Source organism: Glutamicibacter sp. BS14 (assembly GCF_056934375.1).
This window is the reverse complement of record NZ_CM167801.1, coordinates 2,209,509-2,225,070: the sequence shown is the minus strand read 5'-3', so window position 1 is coordinate 2,225,070 and position 15,562 is coordinate 2,209,509. Positions and strand designations below refer to the sequence as shown.

Annotated in this window: 15 protein-coding genes; 8 read left to right on the top strand and 7 right to left on the bottom strand. The window is 62.9% G+C overall.

The genetic code is table 11. From position 1 onward, the window contains the following. Positions 1-11: 11 nt before the first annotated feature. The 8 genes from tal (at position 12) to AC1Z36_RS10515 (ending at position 9,239) form a co-directional block, all read left to right on the top strand. Entirely contained in the window at positions 12-1,115 is a 1,104-nt protein-coding gene (gene tal / locus AC1Z36_RS10550) for a transaldolase (RefSeq protein WP_105656655.1), read from the top strand. Then, a complete protein-coding gene (locus AC1Z36_RS10545) occupies positions 1,116-2,690 on the top strand; it encodes a glucose-6-phosphate isomerase (RefSeq protein ID WP_133834202.1) in 1,575 nt (524 codons plus the stop codon). Between the two features lie 6 nt (positions 2,691-2,696). Continuing rightward, on the top strand, positions 2,697-4,217 hold the full coding sequence (gene zwf / locus AC1Z36_RS10540) for a glucose-6-phosphate dehydrogenase (RefSeq protein ID WP_105656657.1): 1,521 nt from the start codon (positions 2,697-2,699) through the stop codon (positions 4,215-4,217). Further along, positions 4,214-5,155, top strand: a complete 942-nt coding sequence (locus tag AC1Z36_RS10535; RefSeq protein WP_105656658.1) for a glucose-6-phosphate dehydrogenase assembly protein OpcA — start codon at positions 4,214-4,216, stop codon at positions 5,153-5,155. The genes zwf and AC1Z36_RS10535 overlap by 4 nt, the downstream gene beginning before the upstream one ends. Next, a complete protein-coding gene (gene pgl / locus AC1Z36_RS10530; RefSeq protein WP_133834203.1) occupies positions 5,145-5,885 on the top strand; it encodes a 6-phosphogluconolactonase in 741 nt (246 codons plus the stop codon). The genes AC1Z36_RS10535 and pgl overlap by 11 nt, the downstream gene beginning before the upstream one ends. A gap of 91 nt (positions 5,886-5,976) precedes the next feature. Next, the gene (locus AC1Z36_RS10525) at positions 5,977-6,960 is read left to right on the top strand and encodes an FAD-dependent oxidoreductase (RefSeq protein WP_402734789.1); all 984 of its coding nucleotides are present in this window, start codon (positions 5,977-5,979) and stop codon (positions 6,958-6,960) included. A 229-nt stretch (positions 6,961-7,189) separates the two neighbouring features. Continuing rightward, positions 7,190-8,551, top strand: a complete 1,362-nt coding sequence (locus AC1Z36_RS10520; protein WP_483561246.1) for a TrkH family potassium uptake protein — start codon at positions 7,190-7,192, stop codon at positions 8,549-8,551. After that, complete coding sequence (locus AC1Z36_RS10515) at positions 8,544-9,239, top strand: potassium channel family protein (protein WP_181148794.1); 696 nt, start codon at positions 8,544-8,546, stop codon at positions 9,237-9,239. The genes AC1Z36_RS10520 and AC1Z36_RS10515 overlap by 8 nt, the downstream gene beginning before the upstream one ends. A gap of 66 nt (positions 9,240-9,305) precedes the next feature. On the opposite strand, the gene secG is transcribed toward AC1Z36_RS10515, so the two are convergent. From secG to AC1Z36_RS10480, 7 genes are all read right to left on the bottom strand, one after another. Further along, positions 9,306-9,557, bottom strand: coding sequence for a preprotein translocase subunit SecG (gene secG / locus AC1Z36_RS10510; RefSeq protein WP_105656662.1), 252 nt, complete (start codon positions 9,555-9,557; stop codon positions 9,306-9,308). 22 nt (positions 9,558-9,579) lie between these two features. After that, positions 9,580-10,395 carry a triose-phosphate isomerase gene (gene tpiA / locus AC1Z36_RS10505; protein ID WP_105656663.1) on the bottom strand — a complete coding sequence of 272 codons (816 nt, stop codon included), beginning with the start codon at positions 10,393-10,395 and terminating at the stop codon, positions 9,580-9,582. A 2-nt stretch (positions 10,396-10,397) separates the two neighbouring features. Next, positions 10,398-11,627: a phosphoglycerate kinase gene (locus tag AC1Z36_RS10500; protein ID WP_133834207.1), complete on the bottom strand. Its 1,230-nt coding sequence runs from the start codon at positions 11,625-11,627 to the stop codon at positions 10,398-10,400. A 16-nt stretch (positions 11,628-11,643) separates the two neighbouring features. Beyond that, positions 11,644-12,651 carry a type I glyceraldehyde-3-phosphate dehydrogenase gene (gene gap / locus AC1Z36_RS10495; protein WP_332498357.1) on the bottom strand — a complete coding sequence of 336 codons (1,008 nt, stop codon included), beginning with the start codon at positions 12,649-12,651 and terminating at the stop codon, positions 11,644-11,646. A 184-nt stretch (positions 12,652-12,835) separates the two neighbouring features. Next, positions 12,836-13,465, bottom strand: coding sequence for a superoxide dismutase (locus tag AC1Z36_RS10490; protein WP_105656666.1), 630 nt, complete (start codon positions 13,463-13,465; stop codon positions 12,836-12,838). 60 nt (positions 13,466-13,525) lie between these two features. Further along, positions 13,526-14,506 carry a DNA-binding protein WhiA gene (gene whiA / locus AC1Z36_RS10485; protein ID WP_105656667.1) on the bottom strand — a complete coding sequence of 327 codons (981 nt, stop codon included), beginning with the start codon at positions 14,504-14,506 and terminating at the stop codon, positions 13,526-13,528. 27 nt (positions 14,507-14,533) lie between these two features. Then, positions 14,534-15,559 carry a gluconeogenesis factor YvcK family protein gene (locus AC1Z36_RS10480; protein ID WP_105656668.1) on the bottom strand — a complete coding sequence of 342 codons (1,026 nt, stop codon included), beginning with the start codon at positions 15,557-15,559 and terminating at the stop codon, positions 14,534-14,536. Positions 15,560-15,562: the final 3 nt, after the last annotated feature.

Sequence of the window (15,562 nt, the reverse complement as noted above, 5' to 3'; positions counted from 1 at the left end):
AAGTAAAGATTATGAGCAACCCGAATACCCAGGCCCTGTCCGATGCCGGCGTCTCCATCTGGCTGGACGACCTTTCGCGTGAACGGCTGACCAGCGGCTCGCTGGCCAAGCTGATCGAAGAGAAGAACGTGGTCGGCGTGACAACCAACCCGGCAATCTTCGCGGCATCGCTGTCCAAGGCAGAGGTGTACGGCGAGGCCATCGCCGAGCAGAAGCACCGCTCGGTGGAAGACGCGATCACCGAAATCACCAGCGACGACGTGGCAGCTGCCTGCGACCTGTTCAAGGGCGTCTACGAGTCCTCCCAGGGCTTCGACGGCCGCGTGTCCATCGAGGTCGATCCCCGCCTGGCTCACGAGACCGCACCAACCATCGCCCAGGCCAAGGCCCTGTACGAACGCGTGAACCGCGAGAACGTGCTGATCAAGATCCCGGCAACCGTCGAGGGCCTGGAAGCCATCACCGAAACCATTGCCGCCGGCATTTCGGTGAACGTCACCCTGATCTTCTCGCTGGAACGCTACCGCGAGGTCATCAACGCCTACCTGCTGGGCCTGGAGAAGGCCCACGCTGCCGGCGTGGACCTGTCCAAGATCCACTCGGTCGCTTCCTTCTTCGTTTCCCGCGTGGATTCGGAAATCGACAAGCGCCTGGACGCCATCGGCACCGATGCCGCGGCCGCCGTGCGCGGCCAGGCCGGCGTGGCCAATGCCCGCCTGGCTTACCAGGTCTTCGAAGAGTCCTTCGCTTCGGCACGCTACGAGGTGCTGGCAGCTGCCGGCGCCAACGTCCAGCGTCCGCTGTGGGCTTCGACCGGCGTGAAGGATCCTGCCTACCCATCGACCCTGTACGTGACCGAACTGGTCGCGCCGCAGACCGTGAACACCATGCCGGAGAAGACCCTGGACGCCACCGCGGCTGAAGCCGAGGTGCGCGGCAACGCGATCGCCGGCGGCTACGATGCGGCCAACCGCGTGCTGGACAAGCTCGCTGCACTGGGCATCGACTACAACGAGGTCGTGGACCTGCTCGAGGTCGAAGGCGTTCAGAAATTCGACGTCGCATGGAACGAGCTGCTTGAGGACATGGCTGTGGCATTGAAGGGAGCCAAGTAGATGGAGCTTGGTCTGGTAACCTCCGGCGAGGCCCTGGCCTCCGTCGATGCGTTGCTCCCGAAGCTGATCGAAGCGAAGATCGGCAGCCGCATCGCCGCCCAGGACCCGACCATTTGGGGTCCTGAGGCAGAAGCTGAATCGGCCATCCGCCTCGGTTGGGTCAACCCCTTCGAGGCAGCTGGCAAACTGATCCCGCAGATCCTGGATCTGCGCGATGAGCTGCAAGAAGAGGGCCTGACCCGCATCGTGCTGTGCGGCATGGGCGGCTCCTCGCTGGCTCCTGAGGTCATCACCGCCCATGACGAGGTGGAACTGGTCATCTGCGACACCACCGATCCGTCGATGGTCAAGCAGATCGTGGAAACCGACCTGCAGCGCACCGTCGTGGTGGTTGCTTCCAAGTCGGGTTCCACCGTGGAAACCGATTCGCAGCGCCGTGCGTTCACCGCAGCTTTCCAGGCTGCCGGCATTGATCCGGCGACCCGCTTGGTGCTGGTCACCGATCCGGGCTCGCCCATGGATAATCCTGATGGCGTGCGCGCGGTATTCACTGCGGATCCGAATGTCGGCGGGCGCTACTCGGCGCTGACCGCTTTCGGCCTGGTCCCTTCGGGCCTGGCCGGCGCGGACATCGAAGCCCTGGTTGAAGAATCCGGGCTGATCAACGATGTGCTGGCTCTGGACGACGAGGACAACCTCGCGCTGCACCTGGGTGCCGCCATGGCTACCGCGGGCCGCGACAAGCTGCTGATTGCCTGTGTGGGCGATGCCCTGCCGGGCTTCGGCGATTGGGCCGAGCAGCTGATCGCCGAGTCCACCGGCAAGGAAGGCAAGGGCGTGCTGCCTGTTGCCGCGCATGTGGATGCACCGGAGCTGGCGAACCCGGCTCAGGACGTGCTGCCGCTGTTCGTCTACGACGCGCTGCCTGAGGATTTCGACGAGGACGCCACCGCCGTGCACTTCAGTGCACCGCTGGGCACCGCCTTCATGATCTTCGAGTACGCCACCGCCGTGGCCGGCTACCTGCTGGGCATCAGCCCCTTCGACCAGCCTGATGTCGAGGCCGCGAAGATCGCCGCCCGTTCCATGCTCGATGCTCCGGCGCAGAGCGCACCGGATGCAGTGGACGGACCAGTTGAGCTCTACGGCACCGGGGCCAAGACCTTGGAGGCGGCTGTGGAGCAGCTCGCCGCGCAGCTTCCGGCAGACGGCTACCTCGCCATCCAGGCATACCTGAACCGCAATGCGGACCAGGAGCTTGCCGCGCTGCGCGATCTGCTCGCCAAGAAGACCGGCCGTCCAGTCACCTTCGGCTGGGGTCCGCGCTTCTTGCACTCCACCGGCCAGTACCACAAGGGCGGCCCGGCACAGGGCGTGTTCTTGCAAGTCACCGCGGATCACAAGGAAGACCTTGGGATCCCGGAGCGTCCGTACACCTTCGGCGGCCTGATCACCGCCCAGGCGATCGGCGATGGCGCAGTACTGGCTGACGCCGAACATAACCGCCCAGTGCTGCGCGTGAACCTCACGGACCGCGCCGCCGGAATCGCTGCCCTGCTAGAGGCAGCGAAGTAAGGCACTATGAGCAACCCACTACGCGACGCCCGCGACCGGCGGCTTAACCGCATTGCCGGTCCGGGCGCGCTGGTGTTCTTCGGAATCACCGGCGACCTTGCCCGCAAGAAACTCATGCCAGCGGTCTACGACCTGGCTAACCGCGGACTGCTTCCCCCGAATTTTGCGATTGTCGGCTTCGGCCGCCGCGACTGGACGGCGCAGGACTTCGCCGACCAGGCCCGCGAATGGATCCTCGCCAGCGCCCGCACCCCCTTCAACGAAACCGTGTTCGCCCAGCTGGCCGCCGGCATGCGCTTCATCTCCGGCGCCTTCGACGATGATGGCGCCTACGAGAAGCTGGCCGCGACCCTGGACGAACTGGCCGAATCCCGGTCCACCGGGCGCAACCACGCTTTCTACCTCTCGATCCCGCCGAGCTGGTTCGAGGTTGTCTGCCAGAAGCTCTCCGAGCACAAGCTGGCCAAGGACAAGAACCCGGGCTGGGAACGCGTGGTCATCGAGAAGCCCTTCGGCCACGACCTGCAAAGCGCCCGCGAACTGAACGAGATCGTGGAGTCCGTGTTCCCGCCGGACGCGGTGTTCCGCATCGACCACTATCTGGGCAAGGAAACCGTGCAGAACCTGCTGGCTTTGCGTTTCGGCAACCAGATGTTCGAGCCGCTGTGGAACAACAAGTACGTGGACCACGTGCAGATCACCATGGCCGAGGACATCGGCATTGGCGGCCGCGCCAGCTACTACGACGGTGTGGGCGCGGCCCGCGACGTCATCCAGAACCACCTGCTCCAGCTGCTGGCGCTGACCGCCATGGAGGAACCCATTTCCTTCGACGCGGACCACCTGCGCAGCGAAAAGGAGAAGGTGCTCACCGCCGTCCAGCTGCCCGAGGACCTGGGCGCGGCCAGTGCCCGAGGCCAGTACACCTCTGGCTGGCAGGGCGCCGAGGAGGTCGTCGGCTTCCTCGACGAGGAGGGCTTCAACCCGAAGTCCAAAACCGAGACCTACGCGGCGGTGCGCCTGAACATCAATACCCGCCGCTGGTCCGGGGTGCCGTTCTACCTGCGTGCCGGCAAGCGCCTGGGCCGCCGCGTCACCGAAATCGCGGTGGTCTTCAAGAAGGCGCCGAACCTGCTGTTCACCGACCACAAGGACGACGAATTCGGCCAGAACGCGTTCGTGATCCGCGTGCAGCCCGATGAAGGCGCGACCATCCGCTTCTCCTCCAAGGTGCCCGGCACCCAGATGGAGATCCGCGATGTGACCATGGACTTCGGCTACGGCAACGCCTTCACTGAATCCTCGCCCGAGGCCTACGAGCGGCTGATCCTCGATGTGCTGCTCGGTGAGCCGCCGCTGTTCCCGCGCCATGAGGAAGTCGAGCAGTCCTGGCGCATCCTGGATCCTTTCGAGGAGTTCTGGGCCTCGCAGCCCACCCAGCCCGATCCCTACGCTCCGGGCTCCTGGGGACCCGAAAGCAGCGATGAGCTGATGGCCAAGGATGGAAGGACCTGGAGACGACCATGATGATCGATCTTCCCAACACCACCACCTCCAAGGTGGCCAAGAAGCTGATCTCCTCGCGCCGCACCCACGGCGTGGTAGCGCTCTCCCGCGTGATGACCCTGGTGGTCATCACCCGCGAGGGGTTCGCCGAGAACGCGATCGAGGCGGCCAACTTGGCCAGCCGCGAGCACCCCTGCCGGATCATCGTGGTGGTCCGCGGCAACAAGTCCGAGGCCAACCGGCTGGACGTGCAAATCCGCGTGGGCGGGGACGCCGGCGCCTCCGAGGTGATCGTGATGCGCACCTACGGCCCGGATGTCGTGGCCGACGAGGCGCTGATCTCCGCACTGCTGCTGCCCGATGCGCCGATCGTGGCCTGGTGGCCGCATGGCGTGCCGCAGGATCCGGCCGGCACCGCGCTGGGCAAGCTGGCGCACCGCCGCATCACCGATTCGGCGGAAACCGAAGACCCCACCGCCGCGCTGTTCAGCCGCATCGAGACCTACCAGGCCGGCGACACCGACCTCGCCTGGACGCGGCTGACCCTGTGGCGTGCCCAGCTGGCGAGCATCATCGACCTGATCGGCACCGAGGGGCTCTCGGGCATCACCGTGAAGGGCTCGGATAATTCCCCGTCCACCACCTTGCTGGCCGCCTGGCTGACCCTGTGCCTGGACGTCCCGGTGACCATCGCCGCGGACAAGTCCAATGGCGGGCTCTCCAGCGTCCGGTTGGCACGCGAAGCCGGCGACGTGGAGCTTTCGCGCCCTTCCGGCGCGGTAGCCCACCTTTACCTGCCCGGATCGGCCCCGCAACGCATCTCCCTGCCACGGCGTTCGGTGGCCGAATGCCTGGCCGAAGAGATGCGCCGCCTGGACGCCGATGACGTCTTCGGCGAGGTCATCACCAAGGGCCTGAACCTGACCAACCTGAGGAGCATCAGATCCAGTGATCGCTAGGCAAATACTGATCCATGAGAACCCGGAAGCTACCGCCCACGCCATTGCGGCCCGGCTGATCACCTCGATCGCCGATGCACTGGCCGCCCGCGGAGTTGCCCACGTGGTGGTGACCGGCGGTTCGCTGGGCATCGCCGCCCTGGAAGCCGTCGCGGCCAACCCCGCCAAGGCCTCGGTCAACTGGTCGCAGGTGCACTTCTGGTGGGGCGACGAGCGCTTTGTCGCCACCGATTCAGCAGATCGCAACGTGCTGCAGGCCGCAGCCCTGTTCGACGCGCTGGATGAATTGGGCCTTGACCGCGCCACCGTGCACGCCATGGGCGCCAGCGACAAGTACGAGTCCGCCGAGCAGGCCGCCGCGGCCTACGCCGAGGAACTGGCCGGGGAAGCCGAAGACAGCGCCTTGAACCCCGCGTTCGATGTGCTGATGCTGGGCATGGGCCCGGACTCGCATGTCGCCTCGCTCTTCCCGAACCACACCCGGTCCGACGAGCCAGGAGTCATCGCGGTCCACGACTCCCCCAAGCCGCCTGCGCACCGCGTCACGCTCACCATGGGCACCATCAACACCGCCAAGGAGGTCTGGCTGATCGTGGCCGGTGCCGACAAGGCGCCGGCGCTGGCCAAGGCCCAGCACGAGGTCAACGAGACCGCTGTCCCGGCCTCCGCCGTGCACGGCACCCAAGCGACCCGCTGGATCATCGACCGCGCCGCGGCCACCTTGCTCTAGCCTGCACCGCATCGCCGGTGCCGCGATCCTGCACTCCAGGATCACGGCACCGGCCTTTGCTTTCCCCTCGCCACCTGCCCGAAAGGTTCCCATGCATTCCGCCCCGCTGCCCGATGCCGCGCAGCCATCCCGCAAGGTCACGGTGATCGGCGCCGGCGTCATCGGGCTCTCCACCGCCCATGAGCTGGCTGCCGCCGGCCACCAGGTCACCGTCATCGCCGACCAGCTGCCGCTGCAGACCGTCTCCGCGGTGGCCGCAGCCATCTGGTTCCCGTACCACTCGGAGAACTCCGCAGCCGCCGATCTGCTGCTCGCCCGTTCGCTGGCACGCTTCGAGGAGCTCTCCGGCATCAAGGAAACCGGCATCGACCTGCGCCGCGGCCTGAATCTGGAAGCGTCCCCGGAGGAAGACCGCTCTTGGGCACAGATCGTCGCCAACGCCGCCGAAGCCCCAGCAGAAGACATCCCGCGCATTGCCGCCGCCGGCATGCGTGCCACCGTCCCGGTGATCACTATGCCTCTCTACCTCTCCTGGCTGCATGAACAAGCCTTGGCCAAGGGCGTCAAGTTCATCCAGCGCACCATCGGATCCATCGACGAGGTGCAGGAAGAGGCCGACACCGTCGTATTGGCCACGGGCCTGCGTGGCGGCGAACTCACCGGGGATGACGGCACTGTCTACCCCATCCGAGGCCAGGTGATTCGCCTGGCAAACACCGCAGGGTTGGTCCACTGGCTCTGCTATGACGAGCATCCCCAGGGCGTCACCTACATCATTCCGCGCCGCGATGACATCATTGTTGGCGGTACCGACGTGGCCAACGACTTCAACGCCGAGGTCGACCCGCAGACCGCCACCGACATGCTGCGCCGTGCCATCGGCCTGGTCCCCCAGCTGGCCGGCTGCGAGATCCTGGAGCACAAGGTGGGGCTGCGCCCGGCACGCGAGACGATCCGCTTGGAGCGCGTCGACGGGCACGCTGTGCCTGTCATTGCGGCCTACGGCCACGGCGGGGCTGGGGTCACCCTTTCCTGGGGTACCGCACAGCGGGTCGTGGAATTGCTCGGTACCTAGCAGTACCAGCGGCAAACCGGCAGCCACGCGTTTTCCGCGTGGCTGCCGGTCTGCTTTAACCGGCGGCGGGACTGTGGCAGAACGGACCAGGCGCTCCCGCAGGTCCGCTATCAACTACGGGCCAAGTGACGGGAATCACCATTGACACCCGCTTTTCCGAGCGTATTATTTCATTCGTACTACTCGTCCCACGGTTTCGCGAGACGTTATTTCGACCATTGCGATCTCCATGAATCTTCCCAATGCGCGGTCCGCCGCGCAGCACAGCGTGCTGGCCAAACCCGCACGCGCAGTAGCCGTCGCCTTTGCCGGCGCAATCCTCATTGGCGGATTGCTCCTGTCTTCACCGGCGGCCAACACGCAAGGCACCTTCACATCCTTGGTGGACGGGATCTTCACCGCGACGTCAGCGGTGTGCGTCACTGGCCTGACTGTCTTGGATACGGCAACCCACTACACCCTCTTCGGCAAGATCGTCATCCTGGTCCTGATCCAGGTCGGCGGCCTGGGCCTGATGCTCGTCGCATCGTTGCTGAGCATGCTGGTCATGGGCCGCATCGGCTACCTCACCCGGCTCTCCACGCAGCGCGAAAGCTCCTCCGTTTCGGGCGCCGACGTGCGCACCTCGGCATTGATGATCATCAAGCTGTCACTGGCCATCGAATCCGCAGTGGCCCTCGTCTTGGCCCTCCGCTTCTGGCTGGCCTACGACTACGAACCCGCCAGGGCGATCTGGCATGGCCTGTTCCATGCGGTCTCTTCCTTCAATAACGCGGGATTCGCCCTCTACTCGAATAACCTGATGGATTTCGTCGCGGACCCGTGGCTATGCATCCCCATCAGCATCGCCATCATCCTCGGCGGCTTGGGCTTCCCGGTTCTGGTCCAGCTCAGGCATCACTGGCGGAATTCGCTGAAGTGGACGATGAACACTCGCCTGGTCCTGCTCATGACCGCATTGCTGCTGCTTGGCGGCACCATCTTCATCACCGCCATGGAATGGTCCAATCCGAAGACGCTGGGCGAGCTTGAACCTGCCCAGCGGATCCTGGCTGGATTCTTCCAATCGGTGCAGACACGTACCGCTGGCTTCAATTCCATCGATATCGGCGCGATGCATCCAGCCTCCTGGCTGGGCATGGATGTGCTGATGTTCATCGGCGGAGGGCCTGCCGGCACCGCCGGCGGCATTAAGATCACCACGGCTGCGATCCTGCTGTTCATCATCATGACCGAACTTCGCGGCGAGACCGCCGTCAATGTCCTAGGCAAGCGCCTGTCCCGCTCGGTGCACCGGCAGGCCATCACGGTGGCGCTGATGGGCGTAGCGGCGGTATTCGTCGGCACCATGGGCCTGCTGCTGCTGACCGGCTATTCCCTGGACCGCTGCCTCTTTGAAGCCACCTCCGCATTCGGCACCGTCGGGCTGTCCACCGGCATTACCCCGGATTTGCCGGACCCTGCCAAGGGCATCCTCATTGCATTGATGTACCTGGGCCGCGTCGGGGTCCTCTCGCTGGGCTCCGCGCTGGCCCTGCGCGATCGAAAAGCGCTCTACGAACTCCCCAAGGAAAGGCCTTCAATTGGCTAAGCTACTGAATTTTCGAAATGACGCCAAGGGCCTGTCTAAGGCGGACTCCGTTGCAGTGATCGGGCTCGGGCGATTTGGCGAATCCCTGGCCCTGGAACTGATGAAGTCCGGTACCCATGTCCTGGGCATTGACGTGCACGAGAACATCGTCCAGTCCCTGAATGGGGAATTGACTCAGGTGGTTCGCGCCGACGCCTCAAGCCGGGAAATCCTTGAACAGCTCTCGATCCACGAGTTCGACCGCGTGGTGGTTGCCGTAGGCAGCCACCTGCAGTCATCCATCCTGTGCTGCTCGCTCTTGGTCAGCATGGGGATCCCGCAGATCTGGGCCAAGGCGCAGGACGATCGGCACGGTCTGATCCTGGAGCAGCTCGGAATCCACCACATCGTCTACCCGGAGAAGGATATGGGCAAGCGAGTCGCCCACCTGGTGCGCGGATCCATGATGGACTACCTGGAAGTCGATCCAGGCTATGCCATGGTGAAAATGAGCGCACCAGCCACATTGCACGGTGTGAAACTCAGTGATGCCGGGGTACGCAATAAATACCGGGTGACCATCGCTGCCACGACCAATGCGGCCGGCGAATGGAAGAACACGGACGGAAACACCGTCCTGCAGACCGGAGACAAGATCCTCGTGCTGGGATCGATTGCCGATACCGAGAAGTTCGGGCAACTGGCCTGAGACGCGCAATAGGCGCCTTCCACATGATGTGCAAGGCGCCTATTGACTGCTACGGAAGGGTACTGCCTAGGCTTCGATGCTGAATCGCAGGACCAGAGCGAGGCCGATAATCACGGCACCCCAGATCAGACCAAGAATAATGGTGATGCGGTTCAGGTTGCGCTCGGCTACACCCGAAGATCCCATTGAGCTGGTCATGCCGCCGCCGAACATGTCGGACATACCGCCACCACGGCCCTTGTGCAAAAGGATCAGCAGGGTCAGCAGGACGCTTGTAATGCCCAGCAATACCTGCAAAATGATCTTGATAATATCCAAGTCGACGGTTCCTTAGTTAGATTCAGTCGGTGACGAGATGATGCTCGAACCTGACAATATTAGCAAATTCCTCGGCATCCAGGCTGGCACCGCCAACCAACACGCCATCAACATCGCGTTCGCGCATGATCGATGCGGCATTTGCTGCCTTAACACTACCGCCATAGAGCAGTTGAGTCTTCTCGGCAATCTCTGCACCGAAGCGTTCAGCCAGCGCACCGCGAATTGCGGCGCACATTTCCTGCGCGTCAGCTGGTCCGGCAACTTCGCCCGTACCGATGGCCCAGACTGGTTCGTAGGCGATGACCAGGCTTGCGGCCTGCTCAGCGGTTACGCCTTCCAGCGACTGAGCCAACTGGTCCAGGGTGAATGCCACATGCTCGCCGGCCTTGCGTACTTCCAGGCCTTCGCCGACGCAGAGCATCGGGGTCAGGTCGTGGCGGTAGGCAGCAGCCAGCTTGGCGGCAATCACCTGGTTGGTTTCATTGTGGTACTCGCGACGCTCGGAGTGGCCTACCAAAACGTAGGTGCAGCCGAGCTTCTTGAGGAACTGGCCCGAAATTTCACCAGTGTACGCACCTGAGTCCTGTGCGGACAGATCCTGGGCACCGTAAACGATATCCAGTTTGTCGCCCAGGGTCAGTGTCTGCACGCCGCGGATGTCGGTGAAGGGAGGGAACACTGCGACCTCGGCACGATCGTAATCGTGTTCATGGTCCTTCAGGGTCCACGCCAGCTTCTGCACCAGGGTGATGCCCTGGACGTGGTCCATGTTCATCTTCCAGTTGCCGGCAATCAGCGGCTGGCGCACAAAGGCGCCGTTCTGCGAAATGGTCATTATTAGCCTTCCAATGCGGCAACACCCGGCAGGGTCTTGCCTTCGAGGTACTCCAGCGAAGCGCCGCCACCGGTGGAGATATGGCCGAAGTCATCCTCCGAGAAGCCCAGTGCGCGCACGGCTGCAGCGGAATCGCCGCCGCCTACGACGCTGAACGCTTCCGAGTCCGCCAGAGCCTGCGCGACGGTACGGGTACCTTCGGCGAAAGCAGGGATCTCGAAGACGCCCATCGGGCCATTCCAGAACACGGTATTTGCGCTGGTGATGTAGCTTGCGAACAGTTCAGCGGACTTTGGTCCGATGTCCAGGCCAAGGCCGTTGGAGCCGAAGCTGGCTTCTTCGATCATGTCTGCGGCCAGCACCTCGTGCTCTGCGTCGGCACCGAACTTGCTTGCCACTACGACGTCGCTAGGCACGATGATGTCGCAGCCGAGCTTCTCGGCCCGCTGCAGGTATTCCTGGCAGGTCGCGATCTGGTCTTCTTCAAGCAGCGAGCTGCCAATGGCGAAGCCCTGCGCCTTGAGGAAAGTGAAGGCCATGCCGCCACCGATCAGCAGCTGATCGGCCTTGCCCAGTAGGTTGTCGATGACAGCGAGCTTGTCCGATACCTTGGACCCTCCGAGCACCACAACGTATGGGCGCTTCGGGGCCTCGGTCAGGGTCTTGAGGACCTTGACCTCGGTAGCAACCAGGTCGCCCTGGTAGCTAGGGAGCAGACTGGCGATGTCGTAGACCGAAGCGTGCTTCCGGTGCACAGCACCGAAAGCGTCGTTCACGTAAGCGCCGTTCTGACCGGTCAGCGCAGCCAATTCCTTGGCGAACTCTTCGCGCTGCGCATCATCCTTGGAGGTTTCGCGAGCATCGAAGCGGACGTTCTCCAGAACCAGCACGGAGCCCTCTTCGAGGTTTGCCGCCAACTGGCGAGCGGAGTCGCCCACCACGTCTTCGGCAACAGCTACGTCGAAGTCAGCCAGTTCGTCCAGGCGGTTAGCCGCAGGAGCGATGGAGTACTTGGCATCGACCTGGCCCTTGGGGCGTCCCAAGTGGGCCATTACGATGACCTTTGCGCCAGCTTCAGCCAGCTTGCCGATGACTGGCAGCGACGCGCGGACGCGGCCATCATCGGTCACAGTTGCACCGTCGAGCGGTACGTTCAGGTCACTGCGGACCAGAACGTACCGTCCGCGGACGCCGTTGTCAGCGATCAATTCGTCAATGGTGTGAGAAGACATGTCTCTAGGTTATCGACTAGAGGCTGGATCCCACGAATTCAACGAGGTCAACAAGTCGCGAGGAGTAGCCCCACTCGTTGTCGTACCACGCGACGACCTTCACGCTGTTGCCCATCACGGTGGTCAGACCGGAGTCGAAAACTGCCGAGTGGGGGTTGGTCACGATGTCCGAAGAAACCAGTGGATCGGTGGAGTACTCAAGGTATCCGCTCAATGCACCCTCGGCAGCTGCCTTCTCGAATGCTGCGTTGATTTCTTCCACGGTTGCGGTGCGGGCCAGGTTCACGGTCAGGTCGGTGGCCGAACCGGTTGGAACGGGTACGCGCATAGCGTAACCGTGCAGCTTGCCCTTCAGCTCTGGGAGCACCACGCCGATGGCCTTGGCGGCACCGGTGGAGGTCGGGATGACGTTCAGTGCTGCGGCACGGGCACGGCGTGGGTCGCTGTGCGGCGCGTCCTGCAGGCGCTGGTCTGCGGTGTAAGCGTGGATGGTGGTCATCAGGCCATCAACAATGCCGAATTCTTCGTTCAGCACCTTGGCTACTGGAGCCAGGCAGTTGGTGGTGCATGACGCGTTCGAAATGATGGCGTGGTTTGCAGGATCGTACTTGTCCTGGTTGACGCCCATCACGATGGTGATGTCTTCATTCTTGGCAGGAGCCGAGATGATGACCTTCTTTGCGCCAGCAGCTACGTGCTTCTTGGCGTCTTCTGCGTTGGTGAAGAATCCGGTCGATTCAATGACGACATCGACGTTCAATTCGCCCCATGGAAGGTTGGCTGGCTCGCGCTCAGACAGAACCTTGATACGGCGTTCTCCGACGACGATGGTATCGCCGTCCACGGATACCAGCTCGCCCACTGGGCCGAGCACGGAATCGAACTTCACCAGGTGAGCAAGCGAATCGATTGAACCAAGGTCATTGACGGCGACGATTTCAATGTCTGCCTTATGGGCCAGAACTGCACGCAGGAAGTTGCGTCCGATACGACCGAAACCATTGATTCCAACACGGGTTGTCACGTGACTATCTCCTCTAAATGGGATGATGATGCCACGACCGCACGCGAGCGGAGGTGGCCTTCTTTAAGAGGACACTCCGTTGTGCCGTGCTTGCGGATCCCAACGAATTGCCGGGATCCGCAACACACTTGAAACATACTACGCTACATTAGCGCAGAATGTGAGCTAACTTACCAGATAAGTCTTACTTACCTGGAAGGATCAGCGCTGCTGCGCCGTTGCGGGCAGCTTCGAAACGAGCCTGGACATCTGCCCAGTTCACGATGTTCCAGAATGCCTTGACGTAGTCAGCCTTGACGTTGACGTAGTCCAGGTAGAAGGCGTGCTCCCACATGTCCAGCATCAGCAGCGGGGTGGTTGCCACTGGGATGTTGCCCTGCTGGTCGTACAGCTGCTCGATGACCAGCTGGCCGCCCAGTGCGTCGTAAGCCAGCACTGCCCAGCCCGAGCCCTGCAGGCTCATGGCCGAAGCGGTGAAGTGGCCACGGAAAGCGTCGAACGAACCGAAGAAGTCGTCGATGGCCGCTGCCAGCTCGCCCTCAGGCTTGTCGCCACCCTCTGGGGACAGGTTGTTCCAGAAGATCGAGTGGTTGGTGTGGCCACCCAGGTGGAACGCCAGGTCCTTGGACAGCTTAGGGATATTGCCGAATTCGCCCTTTTCGCGAGCTTCAGCCAACTGCTCCAGTGCCGAGTTTGCGCCAGCAACGTAAGTTGCATGGTGCTTGGAGTGGTGCAGTTCCATGATGCGAGCCGAGATGTTCGGCTCCAGTGCGGCGTAGTCGTACTGCAGTTCTGGCAGTGAATAAACAGCCATGATTCTCCTCAATCTTCTCAATTGGTTGAATCTCCGCGGGAGGGCTCCCGCGGGGACATTTTAATGTTCCAGTTCATCTCCTGGAACGCTGGACTCCGTACCTGGTATTCCCAGATCGCTCGCCTTTTTATCCGCCATAGCCAAAAGGCGGCGGATTCGGCCAGCGATGGCGTCCTTGGTCATTGGCGGTTCGGCCATGCGGCCGAGCTCATCCAAGGAGGCTTGCTTGTGCTCAAGGCGCAGCAGTCCCGCATAGCGCAAGTGCTCGGGAACCTCGTCGCCCAAGATGCCCAGTGCACGCTCAACGCGGGCACCGGCAGCTACCGCTGCCTGGGCACTGCGCCGCAGGTTGGCGTCGTCGAAGTTCGCCAAGCGGTTCGCCGTCGCGCGCACTTCCTTGCGCATGCGCCGTTCTTCCCAGACCATGAGCGCATCGTGAGCGCCCATGCGGGTCAGCAGTTGGGCGATGGCATCGCCATCACGGATCACAACGCGGTCCACACCGCGCACTTCACGCGCCTTGACCGTCAGTCCCAGGCGGCGAGCTGCACCGACCAGCGCCAAAGCGGCTTCTGGCCCAGGGCAGGTGATTTCCAAAGCGGAGCTGCGTCCGGGTTCGGTCAACGATCCGTGGGACAGGAATGCGCCGCGCCATACAGCTTCAGCGTCGGCGGTGGAACCGTTGACGATCACCGAGGGCAGGCCGCGTACCGGCCGGCCGCGCTGGTCAAGCAGGCCAGTTTGGCGTGCAAGCACTTCGCCGTCCTTGGAAACACGCACAATGTAGCGGCTCCCCTTGCGGATGCCCGATCCGGAAACCATGACGATTTCGGCATCGTGGCCGTACAGCTCGCCGATAGCAATCTTCAACCGCCGGGCCGTCGCCGCGAGGTCCACTTCTGCTTCGATGACAATTCGTCCGGAGACGATGTGCAGCCCGCCGCTGAAGCGGAGCATGGTCGAAACCTCGGCCTTGCGGACCGATGGCTTGCGAATCTCTACCCGCGACAGCTCGTCTTTGACGGAAGCCGTCAATGCCATGAATCAAACTCCCTTACTTGGATCTTCCTAAGACCCGATCGCGGTAAACACCTCGTGATAGGCCGCCGCTAGTCGCAACGGGTCGTGCACAGCACGACCGTCAGATACTCCTACTGTACTAAAAAAGACACGCGCACCGAGTTTTTGCGCTGCCAGCTCAAATCGATCCCTGTTAAGAATCTTTGATTCGTCGGCAATAATTGCATCGAATTTGACCTCGGGTGCGTAACGTCCCAGCACCTCCAAGTGCGCCGCGGCGTCCATCCCGGAAGTCTCTGCCGTATCAAAGGCCAGGTTCATGGTCAGCAGCTTCTTGGCCGTGGTCGATGCCAGGGCCTGGCGCATATCCGGCAGCAGCAGATGCGGGAGCACCGAGGTGTACCAGGAACCGGGACCGAGAATCACCCAGTCCGCCAGATCGATGGATTCCAGCGCTTCGGAGCAGGCCGGCGCATCGGACGGTTCCAGGTACACGTGGGTAACCAGGCCGCCGGAACCGGCGCGAGCCAGCTTGGCCTGCCCATCGATTCGGCGACGCACCAAGGTGTCGTTCACCGGGTCGGATTCAAGAACCTCGCCATGGATGGACAGCGGAACCGTGCTCATTGGCAGGACCTGCCCGCGCGCGCCAAGCAGGGCACCTGCCCAACGCAGGCCAGCTACCGGGTTATCGAGCAACTCCCACAGCGCCAGGATCAGCAAATTGCCAACGGCATGGCCGTTCAATGGCTCGTCGGCGTTTTCGGTCGATTCAAAGCGGTACTGCATGACATCGCGCCAGGTACGGCCCCAGTCATTGTCGTCGCACAGCGCAGCCAGCGCCATGCGCAAGTCTCCCGGGGGCAGCACATCGAAGGATCCCCGAAGCCGCCCGGAACTGCCGCCGTCATCGGCCACCGTTACTACGGCGGTGAGGTCGGTAGTCAGACGGCGCAGGGCAGAGAGCGACGAGGACAGCCCGTGTCCCCCGCCCAAGGCCACCACCGATGGGTTGCGGTAATCATCACTTCGAGTCAGTCCCTGGATCGGGATCGGACCTGTAGCAAAGGCCATGGC

What these genes read in the sequence shown, in the direction of transcription:
- tpiA (WP_105656663.1), bottom strand. Translation starts at nt 10,395, where the DNA reads ATGACCATTTCGCAGAACGGCGCCTTTGTGCGCCAGCCGCTGATTGCC.
- zwf (WP_105656657.1), top strand. Translation starts at nt 2,697, where the DNA reads ATGAGCAACCCACTACGCGACGCCCGCGACCGGCGGCTTAACCGCATT.
- AC1Z36_RS10535 (WP_105656658.1), top strand. Translation starts at nt 4,214, where the DNA reads ATGATGATCGATCTTCCCAACACCACCACCTCCAAGGTGGCCAAGAAG.
- AC1Z36_RS10520 (WP_483561246.1), top strand. Translation starts at nt 7,190, where the DNA reads ATGAATCTTCCCAATGCGCGGTCCGCCGCGCAGCACAGCGTGCTGGCC.
- whiA (WP_105656667.1), bottom strand. Translation starts at nt 14,506, where the DNA reads ATGGCATTGACGGCTTCCGTCAAAGACGAGCTGTCGCGGGTAGAGATT.
- AC1Z36_RS10490 (WP_105656666.1), bottom strand. Translation starts at nt 13,465, where the DNA reads ATGGCTGTTTATTCACTGCCAGAACTGCAGTACGACTACGCCGCACTG.
- AC1Z36_RS10480 (WP_105656668.1), bottom strand. Translation starts at nt 15,559, where the DNA reads ATGGCCTTTGCTACAGGTCCGATCCCGATCCAGGGACTGACTCGAAGT.
- tal (WP_105656655.1), top strand. Translation starts at nt 12, where the DNA reads ATGAGCAACCCGAATACCCAGGCCCTGTCCGATGCCGGCGTCTCCATC.
- AC1Z36_RS10500 (WP_133834207.1), bottom strand. Translation starts at nt 11,627, where the DNA reads ATGTCTTCTCACACCATTGACGAATTGATCGCTGACAACGGCGTCCGC.
- AC1Z36_RS10525 (WP_402734789.1), top strand. Translation starts at nt 5,977, where the DNA reads ATGCATTCCGCCCCGCTGCCCGATGCCGCGCAGCCATCCCGCAAGGTC.
- AC1Z36_RS10545 (WP_133834202.1), top strand. Translation starts at nt 1,116, where the DNA reads ATGGAGCTTGGTCTGGTAACCTCCGGCGAGGCCCTGGCCTCCGTCGAT.